The organism is Amycolatopsis kentuckyensis (genome assembly GCF_002155975.1).
GTDB lineage: Bacteria > Actinomycetota > Actinomycetes > Mycobacteriales > Pseudonocardiaceae > Amycolatopsis > Amycolatopsis kentuckyensis.
The window spans coordinates 1-22,965 of sequence record NZ_MUMI01000037.1 but is presented as its reverse complement, the minus strand read 5'-3'; the positions used below and the strand labels follow the sequence as shown (position 1 = coordinate 22,965).

Genomic DNA, 22,965 nt, shown 5'->3' with positions numbered 1-22,965 from the left:
CCGCACGCTCACAGCGAAACCCCCGCCCCACGGACGATCTTCCGCCCTACCGTCACCCCCATGACCCTTCTCGCCGTACCCGACCTCCAGGCCCCCGCCCCCGGCCAGACCCTCAACGACTCGGTCTACGAACAGCTCCTGCGCGACCGCATCGTCTTCCTCGGCTCCGAAGTCACCGACGACGTCGCCAACCGGATCATCGCCCAGCTGCTCCTGCTCGCCGCCGACGACGCCGCCAAGGACATCACCTTCTACATCAACTCACCCGGCGGCTCCGTCACCGCCGGCATGGCCATCTACGACACCATGCAGCTCGTCAAACCCGACGTCTCCACCTGGGGCCTCGGCTTCGTCGCCTCCATGGGCCAGTTCCTGCTCTCCTCCGGCACCCCCGGCAAGCGCTACCTGCTGCCCAACACCCGCATCGTCATGCACCAGCCCTCGGCCGGCATCGGCGGCGCCGCCACCGACATCGCCATCCAGGCCGAGGTCTTCGGCAAGATGAAACGCCGCATCGCCGAAATCACCGCGAACCAGACGGGCCAGACCGTCGAACGCATCACCGCCGACGCCGACCGCGACCGCTGGTTCGACGCGGACGAAGCCCTGGCCTACGGCTTCGTCGACCACATCGTGGCCGGCAGCTGATCTCCCCGTTCGAGCTTCTTTTGGGCTGGGAAGGTGCCGGGGCGATTTTTAAAAATCGCCCCGGCGTATAGGTCGTTATACACTTATGGGGATCACCGGAGGAGCCGGGTCCTGCGGGTTGTCTCAGACTCCGCCGAGGCCTCGGCGGGCCAGCAGCGGTTCGATCTCCGGGTCGCGGCCGCGGAAGGCGCGGAACGCGTCCATCGGGTCGATGCTGCCGCCCCGGCCGAGCAACGTCCGGCGGAAGTGGTCGCCGTTCTCGCGGGCCAGTCCCCCGTTTTCGCGGAACCACTGGACGGTGTCGGCGTCGAGGACTTCGCTCCAGATGTAGGAGTAGTAGCCGGCGCTGTAGCCGCCGCTGAAGATGTGGGCGAAGTACGTCGTGCGGTAGCGCGGCGGAATCGCGTCGACGGCCACGCCGGCCTTCACGAGGGCTTCCGCCTCGAACCGCTGCACCTCCTCCACCCGGTCGTCGACGCCGAGGCCGTGCCAGGCCTGGTCGAGCAGGGACGCCGCCAGGTACTCGGTGGTGGAGAACCCTTCGCCGTACTGCTGGGCGGCGAGCAGTTTGTCCACCTGCTCCTGCGGCAGCGCCTCCCCCGTCTCGTGGTGCTTCGCGTAGTGGGCCAGGACTTCCGGCCACAGCATCCACATCTCGTTGACCTGGGAGGGGTATTCGACGAAGTCGCGGGGGACGTTGGTGCCGGAGAAGGTCGGGTAGCGGACCGCGGAGACCAGCGCGTGGAGGGCGTGGCCGAACTCGTGGAACGCGGTGACGACCTCGTCGAAGGTGAGCAGCGTCGGCTCCCCCGCCGGCGGCTTGTTCACGTTCAGCACGTTGACCACGACCGTTTTGCGGCCGAGCAGCTCGGACTGGTCGACGAAGGTGTTCATCCAGGCGCCGCCGCGCTTGGCGTCGCGGGCGTACAGGTCGAGCAGGTACAGGCCCAGCGGGGTGCCGTCGGCGTCGAAGACCTCGAAGGTCCGGACCTCCGGGTGGTACTTGGGCAGGTCGTCGCGCTCGGTGAAGGTCAGGCCGTACAGCTTCGTCGCGGCGAAGAAGACGCCGTCGAGGTACACGCGGTCGGCCTCGAAGTACGGGCGCAGCGCCTCGGTGTCGACCTCGAAGCGCTCGCGGCGGACCTGGGCGGCGTAGAACGGCCAGTCCGACGGGGACAGCTTCGCGCCCGGCACGTCGGCTTCCAGCAGCTGCTGGAGTTCGGCGGCTTCGGCGCGGGCGTTCGCGACGGCCGCCGGTGCCAGCCGCTCGAGGAGTCCGGCGGCGGCTTCCGCCGTTTTCGCGGTCTCGTCCGCGATGACGTACGCGGCGTGGTTCGGGTAGCCGAGCAGGGCGGCCCGTTCCGCGCGCAGGCGGACGATCTCGGCGACGATCGTGTTGTTGTCGTTGGCGTTGCCGCGGTTGCCGCGGGCCATCGACGCGGTGTGGATGCGTTCGCGGACCGCCCGGTCGCGCAGGGTCTCCAGCGGCGACGCCTGGCTCGTCGGCAGGCTCAGCGGGAGCACGTACTTGCCGTCTTCGCCGCGCGCGGACGCCGCTTCGGCCGCGGTCGCTATCGCGCCTTCGCCGAAGCCGTCGAGCTCGGCCCGGTCGGTGATGACGACGGCCAGCTCGTTGGTGTCCTTCAGCAGGTTCTGCTGGAACTTCGTCTGCAGGGTGGACAGCTGCTCGTTGAGTTCGCGCAGGCGGGCCTGCTCGGCCTCGCCGAGGCCGGCGCCGGCGCGGCTGAAGTCGGTGTGCCGCCGTTCCAGCAGCCGCAGCGACTCCTCGTCCAGGCCGAGCTCGCCGCGCCGCACGTGGAGGGCGTCGATCCGGGCGAACAGCTGCGGGTTCAGGTGGATGGCGTCGTGGTGGGCGGCCAGCCGCGGCGCGAACTCCGCCTGGATGGCCTGGATCTCGTCGGTGCTGTTGGAGCCGGACAGGTTGTAGAACACGCTCGCCACGCGGCCCAGCAGCTCGCCGGCGCGTTCGAGGGCCACGATGGTGTTCTCGAACGTCGGCTCGGCGTCCTGCGCCGCGATCTGCTCGATCTCCGCCGCGTGCTCGGCCAGCCCGGCCTCGAACGCGGGCCGGTAGTGCTCGTCGGAGATCCGGTCGAAGGGCGGCAGGGCGTAGGGCAGCTCGCTGGGTGCGGCGAACGGATTGTCCGGCGAAATCATCGGGCAGGCTCCTGGTCGGGGACAAACACTCGGTCCCGCCACCCTACGGGGTCGGCCTGGGTCGATGTCAGCGCTTTCCGGAGGTGGCCGGGGTCACCGGCCCGTGGTACCGCCCACCACGGCGTCGCTGCTCGGCGTGGCCTTTTTGCCCCGTTTCGGCTTCGGTTCCGGCGGCACGATGCCGCGCAGGTCGCCGCCGTGGTCGTTGACGCGCATCACGAAGGGCCGGACCTCGGTGTAGCGCACCACCGAGATGGACGCCGGGTCGACGACGATCCGCTGGAAGGCGTCGAGGTGCTGGCCGAGCGCGTCGGCCAGGATGGACTTGATGACGTCGCCGTGGCTGCACAGCAGCCAGACGGCGTGGTCGCCGTGCCCGGCGGCGATCCGCCGGTCGTGGGCGCGGACGGCGGCGACCGACCGGGCCTGCATCGCCGCGAGCCCTTCGCCGCCGGGGAACACCGCGGCCGAGGCGTGCGCCTGCACGACCCGCCAGAGCGGTTCCTTCGCCAGGTCCTTGAGCTCCTTGCCCGTCCAGTCGCCGTAGTCCACTTCGGACAGCCCGGGCTCGACGACCTTCTCGAGCCCGCGGGCGGCGGCCAGCGGGCCGACGGTCTGCTTGCACCGCAGCATCGGCGAAACGACGAGCCCGGAGAGGGGGACGCCGTCGAGGCGCTCGACGAGCTTCTCCGCCTGGGCACGGCCGGTGTCGTCGAGGTTGACCTTCGGGGAGCGCCCGGCCAGGACGCCGGAGCCGTTGGCCGTCGACTTGCCGTGCCTCAGCAGAATGACCGTACTCACGGAGCCCACCCTACGTGGGGACCGATCAAGCGGTCCCCACGCGGGCGGCTCAGTGACCGACCGGACCGGCGTTCGGGTCCAGGGCACCGGTGAAGATCAGCACGAACAGCAGCACGCCCAGCGCCAGCCGGTACACCACGAACGGCACGAAGCTGCGCTTCTTGATGTAGGCCATCAGCCAGGCGATCACGATGTAGCCGACGCCGAAGGCGACCAGCGTGGCCAGGATCGTCGGGCCCCACTGGGCCGGCACGTCGCCGGAGCCGATGTCCTTGAGCTTGTACACCCCCGACCCGAACACCGCCGGCAGCGCCAGCAGGAACGAGTACTCCGCCGCCTCCGCGCGGGTGTAGCCGAGCAGCAGCCCCGCGCTGGTCGTGCCGCCCGAGCGGGACACGCCCGGGATCAGCGCCAGCGCCTGCGCGAAGCCGAACCCGAGCCCGTGCGGCACGGTCAGGTCGTCGAGCGTGCGCTCCTGCTTCCCGATCCGGTCGGCGACCAGCAGGATCAGGCCGAACACGATGAGCACGGTCGCGGTGATCCGCAGGTCGCGGAACGCGCTGTCGATCTGGTCCTGCAGCAGCAGCCCGAGCACCACGATCGGCATCGAGCCGACGATGATCAGCCAGCCCAGCCGGGCGTCCGGGTCGCGGCGCCACTCCGGCCGGTAGATCGAGAAGAACCAGGCTCGCAGGATCCGCCCGATCTTCGGCCCGAAGTAGATGATCACCGCCAGCTCGGTGCCGATCTGGGTCACCGCGGTGAACGCCGCGCCCGGGTCGTCCCAGCCGGCCAGCGCCGCGACGATCCGCAGGTGCGCGCTCGACGAGATCGGCAGGAACTCGGTCAGGCCCTGGACCAGGCCCAGGACCAGTGCTTCGAACCACCCCACGTCAGGCCACCCCCGCCAGCTCGAGGGCCTCGACGGCCGTGCGCAGGGCAGCGGCCGGCTCCGGCGTGTAGGGCGACACCGACAGGGTCGTCACGCCGGCTTCGGCGTATTCCGTCATCTTCTCCGCGATCCGTTCCTTCGGGCCCAGCAGCGACGTCGCGTCGAGGAACTCGGCCGGCACCGCCGCCATCGCCCCCACCCGGTCGCCCGCCAGGTACTTCTCCTGTACTTCGGCGGCTTCGGCCGCGAATCCCATCCGGCACGCCAGCCGGTTGTAGAAGTTCTTCTCCTTGCTCCCCATCCCGCCGAGGTAGAGGGCGGCGTAGCCGCGGACGGCGTCCGCGCAGGTCCGCCAGTCGTCGCCGGGCACCAGCGGCACGGACGGGACGACGTCGAAGCCGTCCAGGGTGCGGCCGGCCCGCTCGGCGCCGGCCCGGACGTGCGCCAGCTGCTCGCCCGCGTGGGCCGGCGAGAAGAACACCGGCAGCCAGCCGTCGGCGATCTCCCCGGCCAGTTCCAGGTTCTTCGGGCCGATCGCGGCCAGGTAGAGCGGGATGTGCTTGCGGGCCGGGCGGACGGTCAGCCGCAGTGCCTTGCCCGGGCCGTCCGGCAGCGGCAGCGTGAAGTGCTCGCCCTCGAACTTCAGCCGCTCACGGCGCAACGCCGTCCGCACGATCGAGGCGTACTCCCGGGTGCGGCTCACCGGCGAGGCGAAGCGGACACCGTGCCAGCCCTCCGACACCTGCGGGCCGGACACGCCGAGGCCGAGCCGGAACCGGCCGCCCGAAAGCGTGTCGAGGGTCGCGGCGGTCATCGCCGTCATCGCCGGGGTGCGCGCCGGGATCTGCAGCACGGCGGCACCGACGTCGATCCGCGACGTCCGCGCCGCGATCCACGAGAGCACGGTCACCGCGTCCGAGCCGTAGGCCTCCGCGGCCCACACGACCGCGTAGCCGAGGTCCTCCGCCTGTTTGGCCAGGGCCAGGTTCGCGGGGTCGTTCCCCGCTCCCCAGTAGCCGAGATTCAGTCCGAGTCGCACGGGGCCAGACCCTAACGGGGGCCATGATCGCGACACGACTCACCTTGGTCTCCTCCGGACGGGGCAGCCCACTAGGCTCGGCGGTCGTGGAAAAGCGACTGCTCGGCCGCTCGGGACTGCGCGTCTCCCGTATGGCGCTCGGCACCATGACCTGGGGTGGCGACACCGACGCGGAGGAGGCCGCCAGCCAGCTGGTCGCCTTCGTCGACGCCGGCGGCACCCTGGTGGACACGGCCGACATCTACGGCGAGGGCGAGAGCGAGCGGGTGCTCGGCTCGCTGCTCGGCGACCTCGTGCCCCGCGAAGACGTCGTCCTCGCGACGAAGGCCGTCGCCAAGCGCACGGACGGACCGTTCGGCGGCGGCGCCTCCCGCGGCGCGCTGCTCACCGCGCTCGACGGCTCGCTCAGGCGGCTCGGCACCGACCACATCGACCTCTGGCAGCTGCACGCCTGGGACGATTGCGTGCCGCTCGCCGAGACGCTCTCCGCCCTCAAGTACGCCGTGACCAGCGGGAAGGTCCGCTACGTCGGCGTCTCGAACTACGCCGGCTGGCAGCTGGCCACGGCCGCCGCCGGCGCCTCGGCCATCGCTCCCCTCGTCTCCACCCAGGTCGAGTACTCGCTGCTGGAACGCGGGGTCGACCGCGAGGTCGTGCCCGCGGCCGCGCACCACGGCATCGGGCTGCTGCCGTGGGCCCCGCTCGGCCGCGGCGTGCTGACCGGCAAGTACCGCACCGGCACCCCCGCCGACTCGCGCGGCGCCAACAGCGCCTACGCCGGGTACGTCGAGCACCACCGCACCGACCGCGCCGCCCGGATCGTGCAGGCGGTCGCGACCGCCGCCGACGGGCTCGGCACGTCCCCGCTCGCCGTCGCCCTGGCCTGGGTCCGCGACCGGCCGGGCGTCGTCGCCCCGGTCGTCGGCGCGCGGGACACCGGCCAGCTCACCGGCTCGCTGACGGCGGAGGGCATCACCCTCCCGCCCGCCATCCGGTCCGCGCTCGACGACGTCAGCGCGATCGAGGTCGGCTACCCCGAACGCTGGCCGCGGTGAGCGCCAGGTGTCTGTTCGGTGACACGCACGTGACGGCACGGGGATCAAGGAGCATGCTGGTGAAGACCAACCGCCGAGGGACGCCTGGAGGCCGCAACGTGCATCGGCTCGCCGCCGTGTCGTGGATCGCGCTCCCGCTCGCCGGTGCCCTGGTGCTCTCGGGTTGCTCGTCGGCCAAGTCGACCTCCGACGACCTGCAGATCGTGGCGAACCCTTCCGCCGCGCGCCCGGCCGTGTCCCCCGCCGTGACCGTGAAACCCGCCGGTCAGGTGCTCGGCGACGGCACCGTGTCGGCCGTCGCCGTGGACGCGAAGACGTCGACCCTCGTCGTGGCGGTTTCTTCGCCCCCCGCCTTGCGGCTGTACGACCTGAACGCGCTCGCGTCACCCCCGGTGAATATGCCGTTATACGGCACGGCGTCGAAGCTGACGGTGGCGCCGGGGCGGGTCGAGATCGCCGAGCCGGACCAGGGCGTGGTGCAGCAGCTGGCGCTGCCGGACCGGAAGCTGACCGAGACGAAGACCGGCGGGCAGCCGGCGTCGAGCATCGCCTACGGGGCCGATCGGCTGGTCGCGATGGGGGCGGGCAAGGACATCCGGGTGCTGCCGGCGGCGGGTCCCGCGCGGACGATCGGCGGGCAGCTCTACAGCGCCGACGACGTGGTCGACACCGGGGACGGCGTGGTGGTGCTGGACCGGCTGCGGACGGCGGTGTTCTCGGTCGACGTCGCCGCCGGGAAGGTCGACGAGGGGCTGCGGGCCGGGGACGGCGCCGCCAACGCCGTGGCGGACTCCTACGGCCGGGTGCTGGTGACCGACGCGCGGGCGGGGGCGCTCCTGGCGTTCTCGGCCGGCCCGCTGATCCTGAAGCAGCGCTACCCGGTGCCCGGTGGGGCGTACGGGATCGCCTACGACGCGGCCCGGAGCCTGGCGTGGGTGACGCTCACCGAACGGAACGAAGTGGTCGGGTTCGACGTCCGCGGCGGCGAGCCCGTGGAGAAGTACCGGTTCCCCACCGTGCGCCAGCCGGACTCGGTGGGGGTGGACGAGAAGAGCGGCCGGGTGATCGTCGGCTCGGCGGCCGGAGAAGGGACCCAGGTGATCCAGCCATGACAGCGGTCAGCGAGGCGGTGGTCGAAGGGGATTGGGAGTATCGCCGTCTGCACCTCCCCCCGGGCGTGTCCCGGCGTGCAGCGGCGATCCAGCTCTCCATCCACGCGGAGTTCGCGGGCTGGGAACTGCGCACCGTGCGGCTCTACGCCGACGGCACGCGCCGGGTCTGGCTGCGCCGCAAGAAGACGGCGCAGAGCCTCCCCGGCGCCCTGCCGACCTAGCCGGACACCCGGTTCAGCCAGTCACCCCAGGTCTTCTCTTCGACGTCCGCGTCGGCACCCGGGGCGAACAGGTGGTGGCAGGCGACCAGCACGCCCTGGATGCCGCGCACGAACCGGAACATCGCGTCCGGTGTCCGCACGCCGACCGTCTGGTCGTTCACCGCGTAGACCACGCCCTCCTGGCCGATCCGGACCCGGTCGCCCTCCGCGGGGCGGGCCGGCAGGCCCAGCGCCGCGCCCAGGCGCGGCCACAGCTCGTCCCAGTCCCCCACCGGCGGGCCGAAGGCCGTGACCGGCACGGCGGTCCGGCCGGCGAAGTGCGTCAGGTACTCGACCAGGGTGCGGAAGAACAGCTCGCCGCCCGCGGTCATCGCCTCGAACTCGTCCTCCCAGTCGTCGCCCGGCAGGAAGCCGCTGGTGACGCACCTGAGCACGGTGCTGCCGCCGGCCCGGCCCTCGATGAGGAACTCGTACGCGATCCGCCGCCCGTCCGGTGCCGGGTCGCTGCCGTAGGCGAGTTTCTCCGCCGGGTCCCAGTCGCGGATCCGGAATTCGGGCCGGTAGGCACCGAAGGCGCCGCGGATCGTGCCGCCGGTGCCGCCCTCGACCTCGTTGCGGCCCATGAACCACGAGTCGATTCCCGGCCCGGTCGCGATGGCTTCCCACACCTGTTCCGGCGTCGCCCCGACTTCGGCGGCGTCGGTCAGCTCGAACTCGTACCCCACTTCAGGACTCCTCCGGGACGCTCGGGTGCACGGCAACGACCACCCGGTACGAGCGGCCCTTCTCGGCCGCCTCGTCGTGGTACTTCCCCACCAGCGTGGTGACCGCGGCCGTGAGCTCTTCGGCGAACGCGGCCCGGTCGGCGGCGGAGGCGAACCGCACCTCGCCGTCGAGCGCGAACGTCGCCAGGCGCTGCTTGGCCTTGGCCGCACCGGTGATGAGCAGGCCGACGTCACGCACGAGCCGGCCGGCCACGGCGAGCAGCCAGCGCGCCGAAAGCCGGTCCGGCGAGCGGGCCGGGTCCGGCTGGACGGCGGCCAGCGCCGTCGGCGAGATGACGTACGAGGCCGCCGTGGCCCGCATCATCCGCTCGGTGACGTTGCCCTTGCGGCGTTCCTCGACCAGCTCGACCAGGCCGTGGCTCTCCAGCGCGCGCAGGTGGTAGTTGACCTTCTGGCGCGGGAGGCCGACCCGCGCGGCGAGCATGGCCGCCGAGGCCGGCTCGGCCAGTTCGGCCAGCAGCCGGGCCCGGACCGGGTCCAGCGACACCTCGGCCGCCGCCGCGTCTTCGATCACCGCCACGGGAAACATGCGGCCAGCATTCCAACCGAACAGAGAATTTGTCAAGAACGATCGAGCTGTCGGTCGAGGAGGTGCTGGAAGTGCGGGCAGGTCATCAGGTCGTCGTGCGGGCAGTCGCCGTCCAGGAGCTCGAGCGCGGCCTGCGCCCGGGTGATCCGGGCCCGCAGCCGGTCCCGCTGGCGGGCCGCCATCGCCGCCCGGCCGGCCGCGGACCGGTCGGTCAGCATCGACCGGATGTCCGCGAGCTCGAACCCGGCTTCCTTGGCGACCAGGATCGCGGCCACCCGGCGCAAATCCGCGTCGGTGTAGCGGCGCCGGGTGCCCGCGCGGGCGGGTGTCAGCAGCCCTTCCGCCTCCCAGTAGCGCAACACGTGGGCCGGCAGCCCGAACCGGGCCGCCACTTCGCCGATTGACTTCATCCCGGCATTAAGTCGCAGGATGGGCGCCATGTCCACGTTGCTCGCCCTCCTCGACGCCCTCGACGACCGCCCGCAAGCCATCGACCTGCGGGAACGCACCTACCAAGCCTTGGGAGACGTCGTGGTCGACGTCGGCTGCGGCGGCGGCCGGGCCGTCGGCGAACTGGCCGCGCGCGGGGTGCGGGCCATCGGCGTCGACGCCGACCCGGCCATGGTCGAAGCAGCCGCCGCCCGCTGGCCGGACGGCGAGTTCCACGTCGCCGACGCCGGCGCGCTGCCCCTCGCCGACGGCTCGGTCACCGGCTACCGCGCCGACAAGGTCCTGCACGTGGTGCCCGACCCCGAGCTCGCGGTTGCCGAGGCCCGCCGCGTCCTCGCGCCGGGCGGCCGCGCGGTGCTCACCGGACAGGACTGGGACACCATCGTGATCGACTCCGGCGACCCCGAGCGCACCCGGTCGATCGTCCACACGCGCGCGGACGGCCTGCCGCACCCGCGGATCGCGCGGCGGTACCGCAACCTCCTGCTGGACAACGGCTTCACCGACGTCACGGTCGAGGTCCACACGCTGGTGTGGACGGACGCGGCGGCCCTGCCGGTGCTCGCCAACCTCGGCGGCGACGGTGCCTGGCTGGACGAACAGGCGGCCCGCGCCCGCGCCGACCGGCTGTTCGTCGCGGTGCCGATCTTCCTCGCCACGGGGACGCGCCTTCAGCTCCGGTGACTCGCGTTGACCAGCGCGACCACCCGCGGCAGCACCTGGGCCGCGGCCTCCAGCGGCACGACGTGCCCGACGCCGGGCAGCACCACCGCCGTTCCGTTGCCGAGGCCGCGGACCCACTGCTCCACATCGGACGCGCGGACGATCCGGTCCCGCTCCCCCACGATCGCCGTCACCGGCAGGTCCGCGACCTGGGCCAGCGCCGCGTCGCGGGCATAGGCGTCCATGGCCGGGCGGAACAGCGACACCGTGTGGGGCCAGTTCCCGCGGATCATCTTCACCGTCAGCTCGACCAGGTCCGGGTCCGGGTCGTCGCCGAACAGCCACCAGCGCAGCCCCGCGCTGACCGCTCGGCTGGTGTGCTCGCGCACGACCCCGAACAGCTTCGAGCCGAGCACCGCTTCCAGGTCGCGGGCCAGTTTCCCCAGCGCGTTCGGCCAGGCCGCGGACACCTCGGCGGCGAGGGTGCCCGACGACGTCGCCAGCAGCACCAGGCCCGAAACCCGCGCGGCGAACAGGTCCGGGTGCCGCTGGGACAGCGACATGACCGCCAGGCCACCCATGTCGTGGCCGACGAGCACCACCCGGCCCTCGGGCACTTCGCGCGCCAGCAGCTCGGCGAGGTCGTCGCCGAGCTGGGCCATGGTCGCGGTGCCGCGCCGCGCCCGCCCCGAGCCGCCGTGGCCGCGCTGGTCGTAGGTCAGCACGGCCACCGGCGCGTCGGCGGCGTCCGGCACCAGCGGCGCGATGCGGCCCCAGCTGCGCTGGTCGAGCGCGTAGCCGTGGACGAACACCACGGTCACCGGCGCGGCCGGGTCGCCCCTGCGGATCACCCGCAGGGGCGTGCCGTCGGCGAGCGCGAACCCGGTCATCAGCTGGTGCGCAGGAACCGGTCCAGCACGCGGGTGCCGAACTTCAGCGCCTCGACCGGGACCCGCTCGTCGACGCCGTGGAACAGCGCCGAGAAGTCGAGGTCCGCGGGCAGCTTGAGCGGCGCGAAGCCGAAGTTGCGGATCCCCAGTTCCTGGAAGGACTTGGCGTCGGTGCCGCCGGACAGCATGTACGGCAGCGTCTTCGCGCCCGGGTCTTCGGCCAGGACCGCGGCGGTCATGGCGTCCACGAGCGCGCCGTCGAAGGTCGTCTCGACCGGCGGGAGCTCCATCCACTCCTTTTCGATGTCCGGGCCGAGCAGCTCGTCCAGCTCGCGGTCGAAGGCTTCCAGGCGGCCCGGCAGGATCCGGCAGTCGACCGCGGCCTCGGCGACCGACGGGATGACGTTCGACTTGTACCCGGCGGTGAGCATGGTCGGGTTGGCGGTGTCACGCAGGGTCGCGCCGATCATCCGGGAGATGTTGCCCAGCTTCGCGACCGAGCCTTCGAGGTCGTCCTCGGGGAAGTCCCAGCCGGTGATCTCGGTGACGCCGGCGAGGAACTCCTTCACCGAGTCGGTGAGCACGAGCGGGAACCGGTGGTTGCCGAGCTTCGCGACGGCCTCGGCCAGCTTGGTGACCGCGTTGTCGCGGTGGATCATCGAGCCGTGCCCCGCGGTGCCGCGCACGCGCAGCTTCATCCAGCGGATGCCCTTCTCCGCCGTCTCGATCAGGTAGGCGCGGACGTCGTCCTTGAGCGTGATCGAGAAGCCGCCGACCTCGCTGATCGCCTCGGTGACGCCCTCGAACAGCTCGGGCCGGTTCTCGACCAGCCACTGGGCGCCGTACTTGCCGCCGGCCTCCTCGTCGGCCAGGAAGGCGAAGACGAGGTCACGCGGCGGCACGATGTTGTTCAGCTTGTAGTGCCGGGCGAGCGCGAGCGCCATCGCGCACATGTCCTTCATGTCGACGGCGCCGCGGCCCCAGACGTAGTCGTCCTGGATCGCGCCGGAGAACGGGTGGACCGACCACTCCGAGGCGTCGGCGGGCACGGCGTCGAGGTGACCGTGGATGAGCAGGGCACCCCGCTCGCGATCGGCGCCTTCGAGCCGCACGATCACGTTGTGCCGGTTCTTCCCGCCCGACTCGACGTAGGTGATCTCGTAGCCGGCGTCGGTCAGCTTCTCGGCCACGTACTCCGCCGCCGCCCGCTCGCCGACCAGCGTGTCGGGATCGCCGGTGTTGGTCGTGTCGATGCGGATGAGCTCACTGGTCAGCGTGACGGCTTCGGCCGCGGCGGCTTCGATCAGGTTCGGTTCGGTCACCGGCCATTCCTATCACCCGGATGGCCGGGTGCGCTGGCTGCGCGCCTGCTGGGACCGGCACGGCCCCTGCAGGCGAGGGGCGTGTCACATCGCCGGTGACACACCCCTCGCCGCACCGCGGGGCGCTCGGTCACCAGCCGACGGCGACCACCAGCCACTGCGGGTCCCCGTGGGAAACGAACGAGGACCGGCCGGCCACGTCGTCGTACGGGAAGCCGTACGCGAGCTGGTTGATGCCGTGGTCGTGCCAGAACTTCGCGTAGTAGTTCGCCGGCGCCGCCTGGTAGTACCGCGCGGGGTCCTGCCACTGCGACTGCGGCAGGTGGGCCGTGTGCCGGTTCAGCGCCGCGCACAGGTCGGGGTTGCCGGCCAGCGATCCGGCGCAGCCGGTGATGTTCGACGTGGGCTCGTTGACACCCACCGACTGGGCGTAGGAGGTGAAGTAGTTCGCGTACCTGCCGCCGGCGCGGAAGTCCGGAGCGCTGCCCGGGGCCGGGATCCGATACGGCGCGTTCACCGTCGCCAGGCCCTTGAACTCGGCGGGCACCTCGGCCTGGAACTTGGCGAACGTGGCCGAGCGGTCCTCCTGGAACGTCTGGTAGTCGTCGCCGACCTGCACGTCGTAGCCGTCGTGCGCGTGCAGGCGCATGGCGAGCTTCAGCGCGAAGGCGTCCACCCGGGTGGTGTTGCCGTTGAACACGTCCGGGCCGACGGTGAACTCGATGAAGTCGGCGTACTGGCCGTTCGGCGTTCCCAGGAAGAAGTACATCCGCCCGGCCGAGTTGGCCGGCATGTCGATGTAGGGCTGCTCGGCGATCGAGTGGGTCTGGCCGCCGAAGTTCCAGTACACCTGGCTGTCCGGGTACTTGCCGTTCGTCCGGTTGAGCACCTTGACCGTCAGCACGTTCCGCGCGGCCGGGATGGTGCTCGTGTCGCCCCAGAACGAGTCGGGCGGCGTGCCCGGTCCGGGCGGCGTGGTCCCGCCGCCGGTGCCGAAGACCTGGAACTCCCACAGCGAAACGCCGTAGGGGGTGGCCCGCGCGGTCGCGGACAACCGCACGTACCGCCCGGAACCGGCCACGTTCAGCGTCTGCGTGCCGCCGGTTCCCGTCGTCGTCTGGTACACAGTGGACCAGCCGGCCCCGTCGTCGGACAGCTGGATCTGGTAGGCGGTGGCGTACGCGGCCTCCCACCGCAGCACGACCTGGCTGACGGTCGCCGCGCCGCCGAGGTCGATCCGGATCCACTGTGGATCGCTGAACTGTGACGACCACCGGGTGCCGGTGTTCCCGTCCACCGCGGCGGCCGCGGGGGTGCCGGAGTTCTCCACCGACGACGCGGTGGCGGGTTTCCCCTGGGAGATCAGCGCGTCGGCGGCCTGCGCCGCCGGGACGGCGAAGCCGAGCGCGGCGACCGCGAGGGCCGCCGCCAAGGTCGCCAATCGGGTACCGGGTCCGCGGCGGCTGCGCCGCTGCCGGGCGTGGGTGAGCATGGTTCCTCCCTGGCCGGGAAACGGACGGACCCACCGCAGCCGGGCAGCGGCGTGGTCCGGCTCGTCCCTGAGCGCCGGGCGGATGCCCTGGCGGGCCGGCGGGGAACGATCGGTGAAAAGGTTCATACCACTACCCCCGGCCTGTCAAGGGTTGACAGGCCGGCGACTCTCGGAGCCGGTTTCACTCGGTTCCTCTGCGTGGTGTGGCCACCCGCTTGGAGGCCGGCTCATGAGGAGCCGGCTATGCCAAGCCGGATAGGGCGTTATACACCCTGTCCCGGACTCGCGGCGGCGGCTCAACCGGGCGACGGCGCGAACACCGGCAGAACATGAAACGAATTCGGCTACTTGCCGGTACGTTGGTCCGACCCAGGCTGGTGGACTGTCAGCCATGTCACCCTCGAAAGCCCGCCTCGCCGTGGCCGGCACCGCCTCCGCCGTCCTGATGCTGCTCGGCAGCGCCGGTGTTGCCGATGCCCGGGCCGCCGCCACGCCGGCCGCGGTGGCGGCCGCCGCGCCGTCCTATGCCACCTGGATCGCCGATGTCACCGCGGTCACCACCCCGGCCGCCGACTACCTCACCCAGCGGCTCGCCGTCCCCGGTGGCCGGACCGCGATCGTGCTCGACATCGACAACACGAGCCTGGAGACCTACTACTCGGGCGGGTTCACCACGCCGGCCGTCAAGCCGGTCCTCGCGCTCGCCGAGCTCGCCCGGGCCAAGGGGGCCGCCGTCCTCTTCGTCAGCGACCGCACCGAGGTGCTCCGGTGGCCCACCGAAGGGAACCTGAAGGCGGTCGGGTACCCGAACGACGGGCTCTACCTGCGTCCCCTGTTCAACTTCGACCCGGTCCAGGCCAACAAGACCAAGGCCCGGATCGCCATCGAACAGGCCGGGTACACGATCGTCGCGAACATCGGCAACAACCTGACCGATCTCGACGGCGGGCACGCCGAGCGGACCTTCAAGCTGCCCGACTACAACGGCACGCTGTCCTGACGTTTCAGGTGACGGGCGCGATCGTCGCCCCGGCCACCGGCGGGCAGGTGAGCAGCCGATGCTCGCCTGCCCCCGTGGCCACGACCGACGCCAGCAGCCGCACCGCCTCCCGGCCGAGTGCGCGCCGCGGCACCTCGAAGCCGCTGACCTCCGGACCGGACGGCGGGCGGCCGAGAACCGCCAGGGACAGGTCGCCGGGGACCGACACCGCCGCCGCGCGCAGGGCCCGCTGCACCGGGGCGAACACCGCCTCCTCCACCACCAGCGCGGTCACGCCGTCGCCGAGCCAGCCGCGGATCGCCGTCGCGAGGCCGGTGCCGTCGGTGCGGACGACCGAGCCGGGATCGGTGCCGACCCCGCGTTCGCGCTCCCGCGCCGCCGGCGTGTCCCCGGGTTCGCGCAAGTAGCGGATCCGCCGGTGCCCCGCCCGGTGCAGCCGGGCGACCACCTCGGCCGAGGCCGACGCGTAATCCGCGTCCACACAGGGCACGCGGTCGCCGAGCTCCGGACAGAGTCCGATGTGGACGACCGGGAACCCGGTGGCGAGCAGCTCGGCGGGGACGGGACCGCCGAGGAAGAGGCAGCCGTCGGCGAGCCGGGTGCGGCCGGACGTGGTGAACACGATCAGGTCCTTGCCGAGCGCGGCCGCCTCGGCCTCGATGCCGGCCAGGATCGCCTGGTGCGCCTCGAACGCCGGGGTGGCGGCACGGATCCCGAAGAGGCTGGTGCGCGACGGCCGTTTCACCAGCGGGTCGGCGTAACCGAGCTGCTCCGCGGCCTTCAGCACCCGCAGCCGCGTCGCCTCCGCCAGCCGGACCCCGGTGCGGTTGCCGCCCAGCACGACCGAGACCGTCGCCTGCGAAACCCCGGCCACGCGCGCGATGTCGGTCTGCCGGACCCTGCCCATCGGGTACCTCGCTCGCCGGGGTCAGCTGATCGATTCAGATTGCAAGCCCGCTTCGGGACGCGTCAACGGTTTTGCCCGAAACTCCAGTGGATCCGGCCCGCTCGTACCGGTGCCGGGTGGCAGGATGCGGCCATGCGCTCCTTGCCCCTCGACGGCGTCACCGTCGTGTCGTGCGAACAGGCCGTGGCCGCGCCGCTGGCCACCCGGCACCTGGCCGACCTCGGCGCCCGGGTGCTCAAGATCGAGCGCCCGGGCGGCGGTGACTTCGCCCGCGCCTACGACGAAACCGTGCACGGTCTCTCCAGCCATTTCGTGTGGCTGAACCGGTCGAAGGAGAGCGTCACGCTCGACCTCAAGAGCGACGCGGCGGCCGGCGTGATGGCGGCGCTGCTCGACCGCGCCGACGTGTTCGTGCAGAACTTCGCGCCCGGTGTCGCGGAACGCCTCGGCCTGGGCGCGGCCGCCCTGCGCGCGACGCGGCCACGGCTGATCACGTGCTCGGTCTCGGGCTACGGCTCGACCGGGCCGTACCGCGACGCGAAGGCGTACGACCTGCTCATCCAGTCCGAAGCGGGGCTCGTGTCGGTCACCGGGTCCGCGGAGCAGCCGGCCAAGAGCGGGATCCCGGCCGCGGACATCGGGGCCGGGATGTACGCCTTCTCCGGCATCCTCTCCGCGCTGTACGACCGGGAGCGCACCGGTCAGGGCACCGAACTCGAGGTCAGCCTGTTCGACTCGCTGGTGGAGTGGATGGGCTTCCCGCTGTACTACGCCGGCTACGGCGGCACACCACCGCCGAGGACGGGCACCAGCCACGCCGCGATCGCGCCCTACGGCACCTTCGCCGCGGGGGACGGGACCGAGGTGGTGCTGGCGGTGCAGAACGACCGCGAGTGGGCGGCGTTCTGCGAGCACGCGGTCGCCCGCCCGGACTGGGTCACCGATGCGCGGTTCGCCACGGGCAGCGCCCGCGTGACGAACCGGGCCGAGCTGGAAGCCGAGATCGACGCGGTCTTAGCCGAGCTCACCGGCTCCGAGCTGGCGGACCGGTTGACGGCGGGCCGCATCGCGCACGCGCGTCGCCGCGACCTGCCGGACGTCCTGGCGCACCCCCAGCTCACGGCGCGCGACCGCTTCGCGGACGTCGCGACGCCCGCGGGAACGATCCGGGCGACGCTGCCGCCGATCACGGTGGCGGGCCGCGCGCCGAGGATGGACCCGGTGCCGGCACTGGGCGAGCACACCGACGCGGTCCTGACGGAGTTCGGCTTCGACGCGGAGGTGCTGCGGCGCCGAGGCGCGGTGTAGCGCGGGGTGCGTCACTCCCCCAGGAGGTGGCGGGCCCGGGCGAGCACGGGCCGGTCCACCATCCGGCCGTCCACAACGGACACCGCGTCCCCCGCCGTGACGATCCGGCGGGCCCAGGCCAGTTCGGCTTCCGTCGGCGCGAAGCCGTCCCGGACCGGCCGCACCTGCTTCGGGTGGATGCAGAGCTTGCCGCCGAAGCCCATGCGGCGGGCGTAGCGCACGTCCTCCGGCAACGGCGAGTCGTCGCCCAGGTCCGTGGTCACCCCGTCCACCGGCGGTGCCAGCCCGGCCGCCGCCGAGGCGATCACCAGCCGCGAACGCGCGTAGGCGAACGGCTCCCGGTCCTCCGGCGCCACCCCGAGTTCGGCCGCCAGGTCCACACTGCCGAACGCCAGCCGCGTCACCGACGGCACCGCGGCCAGCTCACCGGCGCTTTCCACCCCACGCGCGGTTTCGACGAGGGCGACGACCTCACCGAACGCGGCGAGCACCCCCGGTGTCTCCGCCTTCGGCACCATCACCGGCACGCCCCGCGCGGCCACCATCGCAGCGTCCGCCTCGAACCACGGGGTGCCGGGCGCGTTGATCCGGACCATCGCGCGGGCACGCTCGAGCCACTCGCCCACCGCGGCACGGGCGGTGTCCTTCGCCCCGGCGGAGACGGCGTCCTCGAGATCCAGGATCACGACGTCGGCGCCACTGGCGACCGCCTTGGCGAAGCGATCGGGCCGGTCGCCGGGCACGAACAGGAACGTCGTCGCGGCCACCCGGCCACGATAGCCGTAAGGGGTCCGGCGGTGCCGGACTGCGTGATCACCCGATGCGCGGGCCGATCCCTCAGGACGACCGTGGGCTCCACGACGAAAGGAGCCGCCATGCGAGGCGACTGGATCCACGACTGGGTGCGGGTGGAGATGGACTACCGGGCCGGGCCGCATCCGGTGCCGGCGGTGCGGGAGCGGCCGCCTTCGCACCCGTGGAAGGCACTGTGGGCCGCGCTGTTCCCGCCCCGCCGGGCCGAGGTGCGGCACTCGTGACGGCGGTCAGCGGGCTCCCGCGTGCACCCGCTCCACCGTCTCGGCCAGGCCGTCCAGGCCGGGCAGGACCGCGTCCGCCACCGCCGGGTCCTGCGGGCCGGCGTGCCGGTTGACCCACACGCGCGGGATGCCCAGCGCCTGGGCGGGCACCATGTCGTGGAAGTGGCTCTGCGCCACGTGCACCCAGTTCTCCGGCGTGGCCTCGAAGGACGCGGCGAACCGCCGGAAGTGGCCGTGCCCGGGCTTGTACTCGCCGACGTCCTCCGCGGTCACGATCGCGTCGATCGGCACCGCGAGCCGCCGCTGGGTCTCGCCGATCAGGTCGCGGTCGCAGTTGGTCAGCAGCGCGAGCCGCCAGCCCGCTTCCCGCAGCGCGGCCAGCGCCGGCCGGGTGTCGGGGAAGACCGGCCAGTACGGCAGCCCGGTCCCGAGCACCGACGCGTCGTCGGCCACCAGCTCCAGCCCGGCTTCGGCCGCGGTCCGGCGCACGGACTCGGCGAGCACCTCCCGGTAGCGCCGCACCGGCACCTCGGCCTGCACCTGCGGCTCGAACCGGTGGTAGACCTCGAGCAGCTCCGCGCCGCGGCCGGGGAACAGCAGCTCGAGCCCGGTGGTGATGCCGTGGCGCCAGTCCACCAGCGTGCCGAAGCAGTCGAACGTCGCCCAGCGGATCATCGTGTCCTCTCCCCTGCGTCGGTCAGGCCCGCGAAGATCTCCGCGAACTCGAAGATCACCCGCGACCGCCGGCCGGACACCCACGCCAGGCCCACCTCGTTCGGCGGCAGGTCCTCGACCGGTACGTGCGCCACGTCCGGCCGGGTGTAGTACTCCGACGTCGACCGCGGGACGACCGCGATCCCCCGCCCGGCCGCCACGTGCTCGAGCTTCTCCTCCACGCTGCGGAACGCCCGCCGCGCCGGTGCGGTGCCTTCGCGCAGCTCGACCGCCACGTCCCGCCACTCCGGCACCGCGTCCGGGTCGTTGAGCAGGTGCTCGTCCGCGAGGTCGCCGACCCGCAGTGATTCCTTGCCGGCCAGGCGGTGACCGCCGGGCAGCACGGCCACGCGCGGTTCGCGGAACAGCGGCCGCACGCTCAGCCCACGCCGGTCCACCGGCAGCCGGATCACGCTGACGTCGGCGCGGCCGTCGTGGAGGACTTCGGTCTGGTCGTCCCACGTCGTGCGCAGCAGTTCCACCGCCAGGCCGGGGTGGCGCGCCGAGAGCTCGCGGACCGCGCCGGTGACCGTGATGCCGGGCATGAACGCGACGGTGAACGCCGACGTGCCGCGCGCGGCCGTCGCGACCCGGCGGCGCAGGGCCTCGGCCGAGGCCAGCAGCGGCCGCGCGTCCTCCAGCAGCTGGCGGCCGGCCGCGGTGAGCTCGGTGGACCGCTTGTCGCGCACGAACAGCTGCGCCCGCAGCTCGGCTTCGAGGGCCCGGATCTGCCGCGAAAGCACCGGCTGCGCGATGTGCAGCCGCGTGGCGGCGCGCCCGAAGTGCAGCTCTTCGGCGACCGCCACGAAGTACCGCAGCTTGCGCAGATCGACGTCCATCGGGCTCCAGCGTATTAGCCGGCGAACCGGCCCGCCGCGACGAACGCCGCCACCAGGAGCAGCACGACGTTCATCGGCAGCGCCTTCGTCTCCTTGCGCCGCGCGTGCACGACGATCGCCCCGGCCTGGACGAGCACCAGCCCGGTGGCGGCCAGCGGGGTCAGCACCGGGGCGATGTCCAGTGCCCACGGCAGGATCAGCCCGGCCGCGGCGAGGATCTCGACCGCGCCGATGCCCTTCACCGCCGCCTCCGGGAAGTCCGCCGTCCAGCCCATGTTCGGGTTTTCCAGCAGCTTCTCGCGCGGGGTCCCGAGCTTCACGCCCCCGGCGAACAGGTACACCACGGCGAGCAGCCCCGCCGCGGCCCACAGGACGACGTTCACGGTCACCTCCGGCCGGAAGAAAGTAGTTGAACACTACACCTCTTTCCGGAGGTCTCACCTCAACTCGGCCGGACCGTGACCGACCCTCCCGGCCGCAGGGTGACCGTCCGCCGCCAGGTCCCGGCCCGCACCTCGGTCCGGGTGCCGCCGACGCTGCGGATCACCGCCCGCGTGACCTTCCCGGCCCGCCATTCGAGGTCCACCTCGAACCCGCCGCGCGCGCCGATGCCGGTCACCCGGCCCGACGCCGCCCACGCCGACGGCAGCGCCGGCAGCAGCTCCAGCACCCCCGGACGGGCGTGGAGGAGCATTTCGAGCATCGCGGCCGGCGCGCCGAGGTTCGCGTCGATCTGGAAGATCGTGTAGCTGCCCTGGCTGTACATGTCGAAGAAGTTGGGGGCGGTGCCGTTGCCGTTGTTCACCGACGGCCGCAGCACGGTGAGCAGCAGCTGGTACGCGCGCTCGGCGTCCTTCAGCCGCGCCCAGCACGCCGAGCGCCACGCCGTCGCCCAGCCGTAGCTGTCCATCCCGCGCGCGATCAGCAACGCCCGCACGCCGTCGAGGAGCTCGCGCGGGGCGGTGTCGGCCGCGATGCGGTCGCCCGGGAAGAAGCCGATCAGCGGTGACAGGTGCCGGTGCGTGGTCTCGCCGAGGTTGTCCGGCGACATCCACTCTTCCAGCCAGCCGGTCGACGGGCTCACCTTCGGCAGGTACAGCTTCTTCTGCAGCCCGGCGATCCGGTCGCCGTACGCGCGGTCGCGGCCCAGCACCGCCACGGCTTCGCGGTAGTGCTCGAACAGGTCCCAGACGATCTCCTGCGCGTAGGTGATCCCGCGGGCGTCCTGCGGGCCGTGCTCGGGCGACCAGTCGTGGTCGTCGACGAGCACCTCGCGGCCGTCGACGGTCATCGGGACCAGCCGCGCGTCCCAGAACTCGGCCGCGCCTTTCAGCAGCGGGTAGATCCGCGCGAGGTAGGTCTTGTCCTGGGTGTGGGCGTAGTGGTCCCAGAGCGAGTTGCACAGCCAGGCGTTGCCGCCGGGGTGCCACCACCAGCCGGAGCCGCCGTAGATGTTGGTGGAGAACGCGACCGCCCAGCCCGCGACCTTGCCGCTGGTGTTCCGGTACCGGTTGCGCGGGTCGTTGAACAGCCGGTTCGTGCTGTCCGTCCACACGGGAAGCTGCGCGAGGCAGTAGCCGGCCAGGGCAGCGAAGCTCTCGGGCAGCGCCGCGCGGTCGGCCAGCCAGTAGTTCATCTGCAGGTTGATGTCGGTGTGGTAGTCGCTCATCCAGTCCGGCGTGTTGGTGTTCTGCCACAGGCCCTGCAGGCCCATCGGCAGGCCGTCGCGCGACCCGGTGATCGTCAGGTAACGCCCGAACTGCAGGTAGCTCGCCTCCAGCTCCGGGTCGGGCGCGCCCGGGTCGTCGTGACGGGCGACCAGCCGCGCCCACGTGTCGAGGGCCCGCTTGGCCGGCGGCGACTGGCCGAGGTCCACGCTCATCCGGTCGTACAGCCGCCGGTAGTCGGCGACGTGGGTGGCCCGCAGGGCGCCGCCGCCCACGGCCAGCGCCGCGGCCGCCTTGCGCTTCGCCAGTGCCAGGGGGTCGAGCGACGTGTCGAGGAACTTCCGTGCCGCGTCGGGCACGTAGTTCGTGCCGCCGCTGAGCACGATGACGACCTCGCTGCCGCTGAAGCCGGTCCCGCCGGGCGTGGTCACCGTGCAGGCGTACTCCAGGCCGTTGGCGAACGTGCCGGTGAACGCCCCCGCGCCGGCCGTCGGCTCGCCGCGGGTGGGCTCGAGCGTCACCGAGCCGGTGACCGGCCCGCCGCTGAACCGGATCACCACGACGTCGTCCGGATGGCTCGCGAAGTACTCGCGGCGGTACTGCACGCCCTGGTGCCGGTAGGTGATCACGACCAGGCCGTTGCTCAGGTCGAGCGTGCGCCGGTAGTCGGTGACACCGGTGTGCGCCGGGACCGCGATCCGCAGCTTCGCGAGCAGGCCGAGCGTGCCGAACTTCTCGAGCTCGTAGGGGAACTGGCCGTCGTCCTGGAGGACGTCGTTGGGGCCACCGGTCCACAACGACGCGTCGGCGAGGTACAGGAAGTCGGCGGCCGGGTCACCGCCGACCAGGGCACCGATCCGACCATTGCCGATCGGCAGGCCTTGCTCGATGATCTTGTTCTCGGCCGCCGGCGCCGGGTACCACAGCGTCGTGGCGCGGGACTCGGGGACCAGCTCCACACCGGCCGGACGCACCACTTCGGCGTTGGCACCAAACGGACGTAACCCACCCAGCGCAACGCCGGCGCCGACCGCGCCACCGAGTTTGAGGAACGAGCGCCGCGAAGGCGGGAGAGGCAGTTCCGGCATGGGTCATCCGTTCGGCGAGGGCGGAAAACGGCCGTGAAGCCCGCCAAACATATGACCTATCCGGTCCGATGGTCAAGAATCTTCGGGATGGACCGGTTATCCGTGATCGGCTCGCCCGGCCAGGTACTCGCGGAAGGTGATCTCGCCGTCGCGGTGGCCGGGGGTCAGGTGCCCGCCACCGGCGTAGGCCCGGAACGTCTCCCCCGGCACCGTGAGCGGCACGATCCGCCGCTGCCGCCCGGTCGCCTCGCCGACCGCCTGGGCCAGCTCGGCCGCCGCGAGGATCTCCGGACCGCCGAAGTCCGGCGCCCGGCCGGCCGGGTCGTCC

The 22,965-nt window shown here is 72.4% G+C and carries 24 protein-coding genes and 1 pseudogene; 8 read left to right on the top strand and 17 right to left on the bottom strand.

Annotated features, from left to right (window positions below; translation table 11 throughout):
- The first annotated feature begins 60 nt into the window (after positions 1-60).
- A complete protein-coding gene (locus CCN39_RS03925) occupies positions 61-648 on the top strand; it encodes a ClpP family protease (RefSeq protein WP_086838440.1) in 588 nt (195 codons plus the stop codon).
- Positions 649-771: 123 nt separating this feature from the next.
- Here CCN39_RS03925 and CCN39_RS03920 read toward each other — a convergent pair whose 3' ends face one another.
- The 4 genes from CCN39_RS03920 to CCN39_RS03905 form a co-directional block, all read right to left on the bottom strand.
- Complete coding sequence (locus tag CCN39_RS03920; protein ID WP_086838439.1) at positions 772-2,826, bottom strand: M3 family metallopeptidase; 2,055 nt, start codon at positions 2,824-2,826, stop codon at positions 772-774.
- 93 nt (positions 2,827-2,919) lie between these two features.
- Complete coding sequence (locus tag CCN39_RS03915; RefSeq protein ID WP_086838444.1) at positions 2,920-3,627, bottom strand: histidine phosphatase family protein; 708 nt, start codon at positions 3,625-3,627, stop codon at positions 2,920-2,922.
- A 49-nt stretch (positions 3,628-3,676) separates the two neighbouring features.
- A complete protein-coding gene (locus tag CCN39_RS03910; protein WP_086838438.1) occupies positions 3,677-4,519 on the bottom strand; it encodes an undecaprenyl-diphosphate phosphatase in 843 nt (280 codons plus the stop codon).
- A gap of 1 nt (position 4,520) precedes the next feature.
- Positions 4,521-5,558: an LLM class F420-dependent oxidoreductase gene (locus CCN39_RS03905; protein WP_086838437.1), complete on the bottom strand. Its 1,038-nt coding sequence runs from the start codon at positions 5,556-5,558 to the stop codon at positions 4,521-4,523.
- An 86-nt stretch (positions 5,559-5,644) separates the two neighbouring features.
- Here CCN39_RS03905 and CCN39_RS03900 point away from each other — a divergent pair, with 86 nt between their 5' ends.
- The 3 genes from CCN39_RS03900 to CCN39_RS03890 all read left to right on the top strand — a co-directional run bounded on the left by CCN39_RS03900 (position 5,645) and on the right by CCN39_RS03890 (position 7,946).
- Positions 5,645-6,613, top strand: coding sequence for an aldo/keto reductase (locus CCN39_RS03900; protein ID WP_167454972.1), 969 nt, complete (start codon positions 5,645-5,647; stop codon positions 6,611-6,613).
- A 98-nt stretch (positions 6,614-6,711) separates the two neighbouring features.
- Positions 6,712-7,725, top strand: a complete 1,014-nt coding sequence (locus tag CCN39_RS03895; protein WP_086838435.1) for a YncE family protein — start codon at positions 6,712-6,714, stop codon at positions 7,723-7,725.
- Positions 7,722-7,946: a DUF5703 family protein gene (locus tag CCN39_RS03890; protein ID WP_004561940.1), complete on the top strand. Its 225-nt coding sequence runs from the start codon at positions 7,722-7,724 to the stop codon at positions 7,944-7,946. The genes CCN39_RS03895 and CCN39_RS03890 overlap by 4 nt, the downstream gene beginning before the upstream one ends.
- Here the strand turns inward: CCN39_RS03890 and CCN39_RS03885 are convergent.
- Genes CCN39_RS03885 through CCN39_RS03875 form a run of 3 tightly spaced genes read right to left on the bottom strand, consistent with a single transcriptional unit; the run spans position 7,943 to position 9,670 of the window.
- Entirely contained in the window at positions 7,943-8,671 is a 729-nt protein-coding gene (locus CCN39_RS03885) for an SRPBCC family protein (RefSeq protein WP_086838434.1), read from the bottom strand. The genes CCN39_RS03890 and CCN39_RS03885 overlap by 4 nt on opposite strands.
- Position 8,672: 1 nt before the next feature.
- Positions 8,673-9,260 carry an ArsR/SmtB family transcription factor gene (locus CCN39_RS03880; protein WP_208630130.1) on the bottom strand — a complete coding sequence of 196 codons (588 nt, stop codon included), beginning with the start codon at positions 9,258-9,260 and terminating at the stop codon, positions 8,673-8,675.
- A gap of 32 nt (positions 9,261-9,292) precedes the next feature.
- Complete coding sequence (locus CCN39_RS03875; RefSeq protein WP_167454971.1) at positions 9,293-9,670, bottom strand: MerR family transcriptional regulator; 378 nt, start codon at positions 9,668-9,670, stop codon at positions 9,293-9,295.
- Positions 9,671-9,698: 28 nt separating this feature from the next.
- Between CCN39_RS03875 and CCN39_RS03870 the strand changes: the two genes are divergently transcribed.
- Entirely contained in the window at positions 9,699-10,394 is a 696-nt protein-coding gene (locus tag CCN39_RS03870; protein ID WP_086838433.1) for a methyltransferase domain-containing protein, read from the top strand.
- Here CCN39_RS03870 and CCN39_RS03865 read toward each other — a convergent pair.
- The 3 genes from CCN39_RS03865 to CCN39_RS52750 all read right to left on the bottom strand — a co-directional run bounded on the left by CCN39_RS03865 (position 10,382) and on the right by CCN39_RS52750 (position 14,077).
- Positions 10,382-11,263, bottom strand: a complete 882-nt coding sequence (locus CCN39_RS03865; protein WP_086838432.1) for an alpha/beta fold hydrolase — start codon at positions 11,261-11,263, stop codon at positions 10,382-10,384. The two genes, CCN39_RS03870 and CCN39_RS03865, sit on opposite strands and share 13 nt — an antisense overlap.
- Positions 11,263-12,585, bottom strand: coding sequence for a M20/M25/M40 family metallo-hydrolase (locus tag CCN39_RS03860; protein ID WP_086838431.1), 1,323 nt, complete (start codon positions 12,583-12,585; stop codon positions 11,263-11,265). Before CCN39_RS03860 ends, CCN39_RS03865 begins: the two co-directional genes overlap by 1 nt.
- Before the next feature lie 130 nt (positions 12,586-12,715).
- Complete coding sequence (locus CCN39_RS52750; RefSeq protein WP_086838430.1) at positions 12,716-14,077, bottom strand: beta-1,3-glucanase family protein; 1,362 nt, start codon at positions 14,075-14,077, stop codon at positions 12,716-12,718.
- Between the two features lie 391 nt (positions 14,078-14,468).
- On the opposite strand from CCN39_RS52750, the gene CCN39_RS03850 reads away from it, so the two are divergent.
- On the top strand, positions 14,469-15,077 hold the full coding sequence (locus CCN39_RS03850; RefSeq protein ID WP_086838429.1) for an HAD family acid phosphatase: 609 nt from the start codon (positions 14,469-14,471) through the stop codon (positions 15,075-15,077).
- A 4-nt stretch (positions 15,078-15,081) separates the two neighbouring features.
- On the opposite strand, the gene CCN39_RS03845 is transcribed toward CCN39_RS03850, so the two are convergent.
- The gene (locus CCN39_RS03845) at positions 15,082-15,984 is read right to left on the bottom strand and encodes a LacI family DNA-binding transcriptional regulator (RefSeq protein ID WP_086838428.1); all 903 of its coding nucleotides are present in this window, start codon (positions 15,982-15,984) and stop codon (positions 15,082-15,084) included.
- 132 nt (positions 15,985-16,116) lie between these two features.
- Between CCN39_RS03845 and CCN39_RS03840 the strand changes: the two genes are divergently transcribed.
- Entirely contained in the window at positions 16,117-17,292 is a 1,176-nt protein-coding gene (locus tag CCN39_RS03840; RefSeq protein WP_086838427.1) for a CaiB/BaiF CoA transferase family protein, read from the top strand.
- 11 nt (positions 17,293-17,303) lie between these two features.
- Here CCN39_RS03840 and CCN39_RS03835 read toward each other — a convergent pair whose 3' ends face one another.
- On the bottom strand, positions 17,304-18,059 hold the full coding sequence (locus CCN39_RS03835) for an HpcH/HpaI aldolase/citrate lyase family protein (RefSeq protein WP_208630129.1): 756 nt from the start codon (positions 18,057-18,059) through the stop codon (positions 17,304-17,306).
- 108 nt (positions 18,060-18,167) lie between these two features.
- On the opposite strand from CCN39_RS03835, the gene CCN39_RS50620 reads away from it, so the two are divergent.
- On the top strand, positions 18,168-18,329 hold the full coding sequence (locus CCN39_RS50620) for a hypothetical protein (protein WP_167454970.1): 162 nt from the start codon (positions 18,168-18,170) through the stop codon (positions 18,327-18,329).
- Between the two features lie 6 nt (positions 18,330-18,335).
- On the opposite strand, the gene CCN39_RS03830 is transcribed toward CCN39_RS50620, so the two are convergent.
- From CCN39_RS03830 to CCN39_RS03810, 5 genes and pseudogenes are all read right to left on the bottom strand, one after another.
- A complete protein-coding gene (locus CCN39_RS03830; protein WP_086838425.1) occupies positions 18,336-19,004 on the bottom strand; it encodes an HAD family hydrolase in 669 nt (222 codons plus the stop codon).
- The gene (locus CCN39_RS03825; RefSeq protein WP_086838424.1) at positions 19,001-19,882 is read right to left on the bottom strand and encodes a LysR family transcriptional regulator; all 882 of its coding nucleotides are present in this window, start codon (positions 19,880-19,882) and stop codon (positions 19,001-19,003) included. The genes CCN39_RS03830 and CCN39_RS03825 overlap by 4 nt, the downstream gene beginning before the upstream one ends.
- Before the next feature lie 14 nt (positions 19,883-19,896).
- Positions 19,897-20,265, bottom strand: coding sequence for a DoxX family protein (locus CCN39_RS03820; RefSeq protein WP_086838441.1), 369 nt, complete (start codon positions 20,263-20,265; stop codon positions 19,897-19,899).
- 59 nt (positions 20,266-20,324) lie between these two features.
- Positions 20,325-22,637, bottom strand: coding sequence for a glycosyl hydrolase family 95 catalytic domain-containing protein (locus tag CCN39_RS03815; protein ID WP_086838423.1), 2,313 nt, complete (start codon positions 22,635-22,637; stop codon positions 20,325-20,327).
- Positions 22,638-22,733: 96 nt separating this feature from the next.
- A pseudogene (locus CCN39_RS03810) lies at positions 22,734-22,965 on the bottom strand (NAD-dependent epimerase/dehydratase family protein); the annotation flags it as partial.